11 protein-coding genes are annotated in these 10,489 nt (G+C 74.5%); 2 read left to right on the plus strand and 9 right to left on the minus strand.

The window, feature by feature from the left end; genetic code table 11:
* Window positions 1-264 precede the first annotated feature (264 nt).
* The 4 genes from GCU67_RS15225 to GCU67_RS15240 all read right to left on the minus strand — a co-directional run bounded on the left by GCU67_RS15225 (window position 265) and on the right by GCU67_RS15240 (window position 5,571).
* Window positions 265-1,833, minus strand: coding sequence for an alpha/beta hydrolase fold domain-containing protein (locus GCU67_RS15225; protein ID WP_163612073.1), 1,569 nt, complete (start codon window positions 1,831-1,833; stop codon window positions 265-267).
* A 116-nt stretch (window positions 1,834-1,949) separates the two neighbouring features.
* Complete coding sequence (locus GCU67_RS15230; protein ID WP_163612074.1) at window positions 1,950-4,034, minus strand: xanthine dehydrogenase family protein molybdopterin-binding subunit; 2,085 nt, start codon at window positions 4,032-4,034, stop codon at window positions 1,950-1,952.
* Window positions 4,031-5,050, minus strand: a complete 1,020-nt coding sequence (locus GCU67_RS15235) for an FAD binding domain-containing protein (RefSeq protein ID WP_163612075.1) — start codon at window positions 5,048-5,050, stop codon at window positions 4,031-4,033. The genes GCU67_RS15230 and GCU67_RS15235 overlap by 4 nt, the downstream gene beginning before the upstream one ends.
* On the minus strand, window positions 5,047-5,571 hold the full coding sequence (locus GCU67_RS15240; protein WP_163612076.1) for a 2Fe-2S iron-sulfur cluster-binding protein: 525 nt from the start codon (window positions 5,569-5,571) through the stop codon (window positions 5,047-5,049). The genes GCU67_RS15235 and GCU67_RS15240 overlap by 4 nt, the downstream gene beginning before the upstream one ends.
* 88 nt (window positions 5,572-5,659) lie before the next feature.
* Between GCU67_RS15240 and GCU67_RS15245 the strand changes: the two genes are divergently transcribed.
* Entirely contained in the window at window positions 5,660-6,235 is a 576-nt protein-coding gene (locus tag GCU67_RS15245; RefSeq protein ID WP_163612077.1) for a mycothiol transferase, read from the plus strand.
* A gap of 67 nt (window positions 6,236-6,302) precedes the next feature.
* On the opposite strand, the gene GCU67_RS22515 is transcribed toward GCU67_RS15245, so the two are convergent.
* The 4 genes from GCU67_RS22515 to GCU67_RS15260 are packed head-to-tail and all read right to left on the minus strand — an operon-like array spanning window position 6,303 to window position 8,049.
* Window positions 6,303-6,437 (minus strand): hypothetical protein, encoded by a 135-nt coding sequence (locus GCU67_RS22515; RefSeq protein WP_276508575.1) that lies wholly within the window; start codon window positions 6,435-6,437, stop codon window positions 6,303-6,305.
* 44 nt (window positions 6,438-6,481) lie between these two features.
* Window positions 6,482-6,859, minus strand: a complete 378-nt coding sequence (locus GCU67_RS15250; protein WP_163612078.1) for a DUF4267 domain-containing protein — start codon at window positions 6,857-6,859, stop codon at window positions 6,482-6,484.
* Window positions 6,860-6,865: 6 nt separating this feature from the next.
* Window positions 6,866-7,414: a hypothetical protein gene (locus tag GCU67_RS15255; protein WP_163612079.1), complete on the minus strand. Its 549-nt coding sequence runs from the start codon at window positions 7,412-7,414 to the stop codon at window positions 6,866-6,868.
* Window positions 7,411-8,049, minus strand: coding sequence for a methyltransferase domain-containing protein (locus GCU67_RS15260; RefSeq protein ID WP_163612080.1), 639 nt, complete (start codon window positions 8,047-8,049; stop codon window positions 7,411-7,413). The genes GCU67_RS15255 and GCU67_RS15260 overlap by 4 nt, the downstream gene beginning before the upstream one ends.
* 64 nt (window positions 8,050-8,113) lie before the next feature.
* Between GCU67_RS15260 and pabB the strand changes: the two genes are divergently transcribed.
* A complete protein-coding gene (gene pabB / locus GCU67_RS15265; RefSeq protein ID WP_163612081.1) occupies window positions 8,114-9,859 on the plus strand; it encodes an aminodeoxychorismate synthase component I in 1,746 nt (581 codons plus the stop codon).
* A gap of 35 nt (window positions 9,860-9,894) precedes the next feature.
* Here the strand turns inward: pabB and GCU67_RS15270 are convergent.
* Window positions 9,895-10,489, minus strand: a 595-nt coding sequence (locus GCU67_RS15270) for an RNA polymerase sigma factor (RefSeq protein ID WP_163612082.1), incomplete at its 5' end; no start/stop codon positions are given.

The following is a 10,489-nucleotide window of genomic DNA, read 5'->3' on the forward strand; positions in this document are numbered from 1 at the left end:
CTGCACGGTCGCCGGCGACGCACCCAGGCTCTGCTGCAGGGAGGGCAGAGCGACCGAGACGATGCTGACGTCGAGCAGGGACATGAAGCCCACGACCAGCGTCACCCACAGCGCCTTCCAGCGCTTCGGGTCGGCGCCCGCGGACGTGTCCTGCCGATCGTGCGTGGTGCTGGTCAACGCTGCCCTCTCGCAGGTCGTGCCCGGGAGGGCCGTTCGTGGTCGGGAGCTCGCCGGCCCCCGCGGTGCGCGGGGGCCGGCGGCGGGTCACACCGCTGCGGCGGCGGGCCGGTCGAACGCCGCCCGGAAGTGCGCCGCGGCGTCCTGCTGGGCCTGCTCTGCCTCGTCCAGCACGGCCGAGGCGCCGAAGAACTCGTGCATGACGCCCGGGAAGTAGCGGTGGGTGGTCGCCACCCCGGCCGCCTCCAGGTCGGTGGCGAACTGCTGGCCCTGGCTGCGCAGCACGTCGCGCTCGTCGGTGATGACCAGCGTGGGCGGCATGACCGCGCGCTGCTCCGGCGTCCAGTCCAGCAGCGCGATCCGCGGGTCGCTGGCGGCCTCGGGCTTGCCCTGGAAGGCGTGCAGCGCCATCCAGGACAGCAGCGGCCGGTTGAGCGGGCGGCCGTCGGCGGCGTCCTCCATCGACTCGCCGAACTGCTCACCGGTGGTCAGCGGGTAGACCAGCACCTGCGCGCGCGGCATCGGCTCGTCGGCCTGGGCCAGCTGCAGGCTGGTGGCCGCAGCCATGTTCCCGCCGACCGACTCCCCGCCGATCGCCATCCGCGCCGGGTCCCCGCCCATCTCGGCGGCGTTGAGCACCAGCCATCGCCAGGCGGTGATGACGTCGTCGTGCGAGGCGGGGAAGACCGCCTCCGGCGCCCGCCGGTAGTCCGGCGAGACGATGATCGCGCCGGTCTTGTTGGACAGGGCGCGGCACGAGGCGTCGTAGGTGTCGATGTCGAACAGCACCCAGCCACCGCCGTGGACCCACATGATCACCGGCAGCCGGCCCACGGCCGGGTTCGCCGGGGTGTAGACGCGCAGCGTCTGGGTGCCGCCCGCACCATCCGGGATCGACAGGTCCTGCACGGAGCCGACGGGCTCGGGGCCCTCCAGGCCGCGGTCGGCCATGACCTTCTTGACCGCGTCGTCCGGGCCGGGCTGCTTGCGCGCCTCCTTCGGCGTCAGCGTCTCGAACGGCAGCGGGCGCAGCGAGGCGTGCGCGTCGACGATGGCCTGCGCCTGCGGGTTGAGCAGTCCGCTGGCGTCGGTGGCGGCCTCGGCGTCCGCGCCCGAGAGGCGGTCCCGGATGAGGTCGACCGGCGCGGCCAGGGCACCGGCGATCTTCTCCTTGAGGCCGCCGTTCGGGGCAGCGGGGTGCGGGTTCGTGGGGCCGCGGCGCTTGGCGGTGAGGAAGTCCTCGCCGAGGGAGGCCATCCGCGCAGCCCCCACCTTGGACCGGAACTCGGGCAGCTCGGTGCCCTCCTCGTCGGCCACGTGGTGGCGGACGACGCCCATCAGCTGGGTCAGCGCCGTCTCGAACGCCGGCTCACCGGGCTGGGTGTCGCCCAGGGTGACCAGCAGGTCCTTGATCTGCTGGTGCTCACCGGTCGCGTCGTGGTTCTCCTCCTCCATCCCGATCTCCTTCCAGATCGGGTAGAGGACGGTCTCCTCGGCGAAGGCGTGCATCGACAGCTCGGTGGAGATCTGGTCGACCAGCACGCGGCGGTTGCCGCGGTGGGCCTCCAGGTGCTGGAACTGCCGCTCGACGACCGCGTGGTCGTCGGCGATCAGGTGGTCGATGTCGCCGGGCAGGGTGGGGTATGTCAAGGCCACGGGGTCTCCTCGGGTTCTCAGACGTCCGGCGCGCGTAGGCGCGGTACCGGTCCGGTTCCGGCGGTGGCCTACCCGGTCGCGCACGACCACACACCGGCCACCCGACGGCCGGGAGCTCAGTCGAGCCCGGCCAGCACCTTGTCCAGCGTCACCGGCAGGCTGCGCACCCGGACGCCGGTGGCGTGGTGGACGGCGTTGACCACCGCGGCCGCCGTCCCGGTGATGCCGATCTCGCCGATCCCCTTGGCGCCCATGACGTTGACGTACGGGTCGTGCTCGTCCAGCCAGTGGGCCTCGATCTCGCCGACGTCGGCGTTGACCGTGATGTGGTAGTCGGCGAGGTCGTGGTTGGCGACCTGCCCGATCCGGGTGTCGAAGACGCTGTCCTCGTGCAGCGCCATGGACAGCCCCATGGTCATCCCGCCGATCAGCTGCGACCGGGCGGTGCGCGGGTTGATGATGCGGCCCGCCGCGAAGACGCCGATCAGCCGCGGGACCCGGATCTCGCCGGTGTCGGCGTTGACCCGGGCCTCGGCGAACTGCGCGCCGAAGGCGTAGGCGGCGTGCGCGTCGTCCATGGCCGCCTGGTCGACGTCCCCGCTGGCCTCGTCGCCGTCCTGGGGGTCGGTGCCGTACTTCCCGCGGAACTCCCGCGCCGCCTGCACGATCGCCGAGCCCCAGGTGTTGGTGCCCGACGAACCGCCGGCGACCGAGGCGGTCGGGTACCGGGTGTCCCCGATCGCGACGTCGACGTCGGCGACGTCCACCCCGAGCGCGTCGGCGGCGATCTGCGGCAGGACGGTCCACGCGCCGGTGCCCAGGTCCGCAGCGCCGATCTCGGCGACGTACCGGCCGCCGGAGAAGCGGATCGACGCCGTCGACGTGGCTTGCCGCATGGTCGGGTACACCGAGGAGGCCATGCCGTGGCCGACCAGCCAGTCGCCCTCGCGGCGCCGGCCCGGGCCGCGGGAGTCCCAGCCGAAGCGCTGGGCCCCCTCGCGCAGGCACTCGACCAGGTGCCGGCTCGACCAGGGCTTCCCGGTGTCGGGGTCGACGTCGGGCTCGTTGGCGATCCGCAGCTGCACGGGGTCCATGCCCAGGGCCTCGGCGAGCTCGTCCATGGCCACCTCGGGGCCGAACATGCCCGGGCACTCCCCCGGTGCCCGCATCCACGAGGGGATCGGCACGTCCAGCGGCGCGAGCCGGTGGGTGGTCCGCCGGTTGGGCGAGGCGTACATCATCCGGGCCGGGACGCCGGTCTGCTCCGCGAACTCCTTGATCTTCGACGTCTGCTCGACGACGTCGATGGCGATCGCGGACAGCCGGCCGCGGCGGTCGGCGCCCAGCTGCATCCGCTGGATCGTCGGCGTCCGGTAGCCGGTGAGGAAGAACATCTGCTGGCGGGTGAGCGCGAGCTTCACCGGGCGGCCGGGCAGCGCCCGGGCGGCCATCGTCACCAGCATGACGTTGGCGTGCGGGTTGCCCTTGGAGCCGAAGCCGCCGCCGACGTAGGGGCAGACGACCCGCACCCGCTCCTCGTCCAGGCCGAACACCTCGCAGACCGCGGCCCGGTCGGGGTGCACGCCCTGGGTGGAGTCCCACAGGGTCAGGGACCCGTCCTCCCACAGCGCGGTGGTGGCGTGCGGCTCGATCGGGTTGTTGTGCAGCATCTGGGTCTCGTAGGTGTGGTCGACCGTCACCTCGGCCGCGGCCATCGCGGCGTCGACGTCACCCTCGGCGGTGTCGGTGGGGTGCCCGGCGTTGACCTGCTCGGGTGCGTAGAGGCCCGGGTGGTCGGTGCGCAGCTCACTGTCGTGCGGCTGCTCGGCGTAGGTCACGGTGATCCCGTCGGCGACCTCCCGGGCCAGCTCGGAGGTCTCAGCGACGACCAGCCCGATCAGCTGCCCACGGAAGGCGACCTCGGTCGACTGGAGGACGGCGTACTCGGCGTCCTCGGTCGAGGCGAGCCGCTCGGCGTTGAACGGGGTGAGCACCGCCAGCACCCCGTCGAGGGCCTCGGCCGCGGCGGTGTCCATCGCGGTCACCCGGCCCAGGGCGATCGTGGCCTGCACCGGGTGGCAGTACGCCGGGTGCTCGACGTCGGTCTCGAAGGCGTAGGTCGCGGTGCCGCGCACCTTGTCCACGCCGTCCCGGCGGACCAGGGACTGCCCGATCGCGCGGGGTGTGAGGAGATCGGTCATGCGGAGGCCTCCGAGGTGAGCGCGCGCAGGGTGGCGACCACCGTGCGGTTGACCAGCGGGATCTTGAAGCCGTTGCCGCCGCCGAGGCCGGGCTGCGGCTGGGCGCCGGCGAGCTCGGCGTCCATCGCGGCGCGGACGGAGTGGTCGGTGAGCTCGGCCCCGCGCAGCAGCTCCTCGGCGCGGGTGGCCCGCCACGGCCGGTGCGCCACGCTGCCCAGCGCGATCCGGACGTCACCGCCCGGTGGCAGCACGGCGGCGACGCTGACCAGCGCGTAGGCGTAGGAGGCCCGGTCGCGCACCTTGCGGTAGGCCGACCGGGTGCCGGCCGGCAACGGGGGCAGGTCGATGGCGGTGATCAGCTCACCGTGCTCCAGCACCGTGTCCCGCGACGGGTCGTCGCCGGGCAGCCGGTGCAGCTCGGTGAACGGGATCGTGCGCTCCCCGGCCGGCCCGAGCACCTGCACCTGCGCGTCCAGGGCGGCCAGCGCCACGGCCATGTCGGAGGGGTGGGTGGCGATGCAGGTCTCCGGCGCCGTGGGGTCCGGCAGCGCGGCCGTCGTCCCGAGCACGGCGTGGTAGCGGGTGTAGCCGCCCACCGCGCTGCAGCCGCTGCCCGGCTCGCGCTTGTTGCACGGGGTCGTGACGTCGGCGAAGTAGACGCACCGGGTGCGCTGCAGCGGGTTGCCGCCGGTGGTGGCGGTGTTGCGCAGCTGCCCGGTCGCCCCGGCCAGCAGGGCCTGGGCGAGCACCGGGTAGCGCTCGCGCACCCGCCGGTCGGCGGCCACCTCGCTGTTGGTCGATGCCGCGCCCAGCCGCAGCCCGCCGTCGGGGAGGTCGCTGACGTCGGCGGAGGTGAGGGTGCGGACGTCGACGACCAGGTCGGGGCGGGCGACGCCGAGCTTGAGGTGGTCGACGAGGTTGGTGCCGCCGGCGAGGAAGACGGCGTTGGGCTCGGCGGCCACGTCCCGCACCGCCTCGGCCACGTCGGCCGGGCGGGCGTAGGCGAAGGGCTTCACGCCTGCACCCCGGCGGCCTGCTGCACGGCGGGCACGATGTTGACGTAGGCGGCGCAGCGGCAGAGGTTGCCGCTCATCCGCTCGGCGACCTCGTCGTGGGTCAGCGCCTGCTCCGGGCTCAGCTCGGCGGTGACGTCGGCGGTGGCGTGGCTCGGCCAGCCGCGGCCCGCCTCCTCGATCACCCCGACGGCGGAGCAGACCTGCCCCGGGGTGCAGTAGCCGCACTGGAAGGCGTCGGCGTCCAGGAACGCCTGCTGCACCGGGTGCAGCTCCCCGGCCGGGGCCAGCCCGTCGGCGGTGACGATCTCCGCGCCGTCGTGGGCGACGGCCAGGGCCAGGCAGGGCAGCTGCCGCTGACCGTCCAGCAGCACCGTGCAGGCGCCGCACTGGCCGTGGTCGCAGCCCTTCTTCGGGCTGGTGTTGCCCAGCCGTTCGCGCATCAGGTCCAGCAGCGTCGTGCGGGTGTCGACCGGCAGCTGGTGCCGCGTCCCGTCGACGGTCAGGGTCACCTGTGCGTCCATGGTCGGCGCGGTGCCCGCCGGGAGGTGCCCGGCAAACCCGCGACCGCGCGTGCCCCGGATGTCGCACCCGGCCCCTACGGTGCCCGGCATGACGGAGCTGCCTCCCTGGGAACCGCCCTTCGCCGGCACCGACGCCGAGCACCTGCTCGGCATGCTGGGCCGGCTGCGCACCACCTTCCGGTGGAAGGCCGCCGACCTGGACGCCGCCGGGCTGCAGACCCGCATCGGCGCGTCCGCGCTCACGCTCGGCGGGCTGCTCAAGCACCTGGCCAGCGTCGAGGACGACGTCTCCACCAGGCGGCTGAGCGGGGCGCGGATCGGTGAGCCGTGGGAGTCGGTGTGGGCCGGCGGTGACGACTGGGCGTTCACCTCCGCCGCCGAGGACTCCCCCGAGCAGCTGTACGCCTACTGGGACGACGCCGTCGCCCGCTCCCGCGCCCGCGTGGACGTCGCGCTGAGCGCCGGCGGCCTCGACCAGCCCGTGGACCTCACCGGTCCGGACGGCGGACACGCCAGCCTGCGCCGGCTGCTGTGCGACCTCGTCGAGGAGTACGGCCGACACACCGGGCACGCCGACCTGCTCCGGGAGGCCGTCGACGGCCTGGTCGGTGAGGACCCGCCGTCCGGCTGGCAGCCGCGGGTCGGCCGCCTGCCGGTGGGCTGAGGTCACCCGTCATTGAACTCGCCCACCGCGGCCACGATCGCCATCCGGAGCACCGCCGGGCGCGGGGTCACATGTTCGTGCCGACCAGGATCATGAACGTGAACACGATGATGATCATCAGCACGAAGGTGCCGATGATCAGCACCCGCGCGCGGTTCTTGGGGATGCGGCCGGGGCCGTCGTCCTTGCTGTTGGTGTCCATGCGTCCCTCTTCTCGAGCTGCGTGGTCGATGGGGTGGTGCAGGTTCAGCGACGGTGCCAGCGAACGGCGCCGGCGGCCGACGTCGACAGCACGGCCAGCGACAGGCCCGCGCTGCGGCGGGCCACGTCACCGCCGCCGCGGGCGACCAGCACCGCGGCCGCGTCGAGCGCGGTGAGCAGCAGCGTCACCTCGGTGGTGCGCCGCGCCTGCGGTGCCGGGGTGACCAGGAGCGCCGCCCCCATGGCGATGTTGCGGGCGGCGATCAGCCGTACCAGCAGCGGTAGGGCGACGTCGGTGCGGGTGGCCTCCTCGTCCAGCCCGAGCAGTCTCGGCAGGGCGCGCGGCACGAACAGCGCCGCCGTCCCCAGCCAGATCGACACGGTCCCGACTGTCTTGCGGGTGATGTCCCATTCCTCGGCCATGCCGACCTACTGCCCGGCCGCGGGAGCGGTCAACCGGCGCCGGCCGGCGACGAGCACCACGACCAGCGCCAGGAACGGCAGCGTGACCGCGGTGGCCACCACGTCGCTGAGCGTGGCCACCGCGAACGCCCCCACGCCCGGGGAGTCCAGCGGGCCGAGCACCCGGTCAAACCCGATCGCGGCGACCGACGCGGGGATCGTCAGCAGCGCGGACACCGCACCGCCGAGCAGAACCCCGACCAGCACCGTGCCCGGCGCCTGCCGGACGGCGCGCAGGGCCAGCCCGGTGCCGCGACCCAGGGCACCGGACCGCACCGGCCGCTCTCCCGCCGGCAGGCCGGCCAGCGCGCCGGTCACCCACAGCTGGGCCAGCACCCCGGTGCCGAAGCCCACGGCGTCGACGGCCAGCGCCGACACCAGCCGCGGGTCGTCCCACACCAGCACCTGACGCAGCACGTCGGGCACCAGGTTGACCAGCGTGGCGGTCAGCGAGACCAGGTAGGCCACACGCCAGTGGCGGCGCAGCAGGGCCAGGGCGTCGGCGACCGCGCTCACGGCTTGCGGGCGACGAGGCCGGTCCAGCAGCCCAGGAGCCGCTCCTCCTGCCCGACCACGGTCAGCCCGGCGGCCCGGCAGGCCGACCCGATCGTGGCGGACGTGGGCCGGTCGCCATCGGCGGGGTGGAAGGCGACGGCCCGCAGCGGCCGGCTGTCGACGAAGTGGGCGGTCATCTCGCAGGAGTAGAAGCGCCCGCCCGGGCGCAGCACCCGGGCGGCCTCGGCGACGACCTCGCGCCAGGCCACCGCGTGGTGCAGCACGTGGTAGGCGAAGACCGCGTCGTAGGTGCCGTCGGCGGCGGGCAGCGCGGTGGCGTCACCGGCCTGCACGTCGACCCGGTCACCGAGGTCGCGCACCGCCTCCCGGGTGGCCCGCACGCTCGGGCCGTAGAGCTCGACGCCGTCCGCGTGCGCGGCGCCGAAGAGCTCCACCGCCAGCCGGAGCCCGGTGCCGCGGCGTCCGGTGCCCACCTCGAGCACGCGCCCCCCGGACACGTCCCCGCCCAGCCGTCGCAGGATCGGCGCCTCGCCCTCGCGCTGGACGCGGGCGCGCAGCCGGGAGTCCACCCACAAGCCGGTGCCGTCGACGTAGGTGGGCGGGACGCCGGGACTCGGCGCAGGTCGGTTGGCCACGGGGCACCCGTGCCCCGCCGGGGCCGGGCGGAACCGTCGGACGTCGTCGGGCAGGCTGGCGATGATGACCGATGCCGCGGGAGGGGCCCGCTTCGACGACCTGACGACCGGCACGGCGCTGCGCTGCCCGCCACCGCGCCGGGTCGTCGTCGCGTACCGCCGCGAGGACGTCGTGCCGGTGCTGGCCGAGGTCGAGGCGGCCACGGCGGCCGGCGAGTGGGCGTTCGGGTTCCTCGCCTACGAGGCCGCCGGCGGTCTGGACCCCGGCCTGGTCACCGCCCAGCCGGACGGCGGCCCACTGGTGTGGTTCGGGATCGGCGGCCCACCCGAGCCCACCGCCCCGCTGACCCCGTCCGGGCGGGCACCCGGCCCGGCGTGGACCCCGGACTGGACCGACGCCGAGCACGCGGCCGCCGTCGACGCCGTCCGGGCGCACATCGCCGCCGGTGAGACCTACCAGTGCAACCTCACCGACCGGCTGCGGACGACCGGCGTGACCGATCCCGCGGCGCTCTACGCCGCCCTGGCGCTGGCCCAGCGGGGTGCGTACAACGCCTGCCTGGACCTCGACGCGACCGTCGTGGCCAGCGCCAGCCCAGAGCTGTTCCTCGAGTGGACCGGCGACGTGGTCCGCACCCGGCCGATGAAGGGCACCGCCCCGCGCGGGGCCACCACCGCCGAGGACGCCGACCGGGCCGCCGCGCTGCGGGCCTCGGTGAAGGAGCAGGCCGAGAACCTGATGATCGTCGACCTGCTGCGCAACGACCTGGGCCGGGTCGCCCGCCCCGGCAGCGTCGAGGTGCCCGAGCTGTTCAGCCTGGAGCGCTACCCGACGGTGTGGCAGCTGACCAGCGAGGTCACCGCGCGGCTGCGCCCGGACGTCGGGCTGGTCGACGTGCTGCGGGCGCTGTTCCCCTGCGGCTCGGTCACCGGCGCCCCCAAGGCGCGCACCATGCGGCTGATCCACGACCTGGAGCCCACCCCGCGCGGGGTCTACTGCGGCGCGATCGGGCTGGTCGCCCCACCCGGGTCGGCGTTCCGGGCGCGGTTCAGCGTCGCGATCCGCACCGCCGTGGTCGACCGGGCGACCGGGACCGCGGTCTACGGCGCCGGCGGCGGCATCACCTGGGACTCCCGCCCGGACGCCGAGCGGGCCGAGCTGCTCACCAAGGCCGCCGTCCTGCGCGCCGGGGCCGGGGACCACGAGCTGCTGGAGACGCTCTTCTGGTCACCTGCGGAGGGGCCGCGCGACCTGGACCGGCACCTGGCCCGGCTGGCCGACTCCGCGGCGTACTTCGGCTTCGCCCTCGACCCGGCCCGGGTCCGGACGGCGGTGGCCGCTGCTGTCGCCGGACGCGACGCCCCCACCCGCGTCCGGGTGACCACCGACCGGTCCGGGGCCGTGCAGGTGACGGTGGCCGACGCACCCGCCGCCCCCGACCGCCCGGTGCAGCTGGCGGTCGACGCCACCCCGGTGTCCCCCGGCGAGGTCTGGCTGCACCACAAGACCACCCGCCGGGAGGTCTACGAGCAGGCGGCGGCGCGGCACCCCGACGCGGACGACGTGGTGCTGGTCAACGACCGCGGCGAGGTCACCGAGACGACGATCGCGACCCTCGCCGTCCGGCTGGCCGGGCGCTGGTGGACCCCGCCGACGTCGTCCGGCTGCCTGCCCGGCGTCGCCCGCGGGCGGCTGCTGGCCGACGGCGTGCTCACCGAGCGCGTCCTCACCGTCGCCGACCTGCACGCCGCCGAGGCGATCGCCCTCGTCAGCTCCCTCAGGGGCTGGCGGCCCGCGGTACTCGCCTGACGGTCCCCCGTGCCGGCGGGCGCGGGGGACGTCGTTCAGTCGAGGTAGTCGCGCAGGACCTGCGAGCGGCTCGGGTGGCGCAGCTTGGACATCGTCTTGGACTCGATCTGCCGGATCCGCTCGCGGGTCACGCCGTAGACCTGGCCGATCTCGTCGAGGGTGCGCGGCTGGCCGTCGGTGAGGCCGAAGCGCAGCCGGACGACGCCGGCCTCCCGCTCGGACAGGGTCTCCAGCACGCTCTTGAGCTGGTCCTGGAGGAACGCGAAGCTGACCGCGTCGACGGCCACGACGGCCTCGGAGTCCTCGATGAAGTCACCGAGCTGGCTGTCGCCCTCGTCGCCGATGGTCTGGTCCAGGCTGATCGGCTCCCGGGCGTAGCGCTGGATCTCCAGCACCTTCTCCGGGGTCAGGTCCATCTCCTTCGCGAGCTCCTCGGGGGTGGGCTCGCGGCCCAGCTCCTGGAGCATCTCGCGCTGGATGCGGCCGAGCTTGTTGATGACCTCGACCATGTGCACCGGGATGCGGATGGTGCGCGCCTGGTCGGCCATCGCGCGGGTGATCGCCTGGCGGATCCACCACGTCGCGTAGGTCGAGAACTTGAAGCCCTTGGTGTAGTCGAACTTCTCGACC

The sequence above is a fragment of the Modestobacter muralis genome (genome assembly GCF_010682105.1).
Taxonomy (GTDB): Bacteria; Actinomycetota; Actinomycetes; order Mycobacteriales; family Geodermatophilaceae; genus Modestobacter; species Modestobacter muralis.

Coding starts and splice junctions, on each gene's coding strand:
- GCU67_RS15230 (WP_163612074.1), bottom strand. CDS start 4,034: ATGACCGATCTCCTCACACCCCGCGCGATCGGGCAGTCCCTGGTCCGC.
- GCU67_RS15240 (WP_163612076.1), bottom strand. CDS start 5,571: ATGGACGCACAGGTGACCCTGACCGTCGACGGGACGCGGCACCAGCTG.
- GCU67_RS15245 (WP_163612077.1), top strand. CDS start 5,660: ATGACGGAGCTGCCTCCCTGGGAACCGCCCTTCGCCGGCACCGACGCC.
- GCU67_RS22515 (WP_276508575.1), bottom strand. CDS start 6,437: ATGGACACCAACAGCAAGGACGACGGCCCCGGCCGCATCCCCAAGAAC.
- GCU67_RS15250 (WP_163612078.1), bottom strand. CDS start 6,859: ATGGCCGAGGAATGGGACATCACCCGCAAGACAGTCGGGACCGTGTCG.
- pabB (WP_163612081.1), top strand. CDS start 8,114: ATGACCGATGCCGCGGGAGGGGCCCGCTTCGACGACCTGACGACCGGC.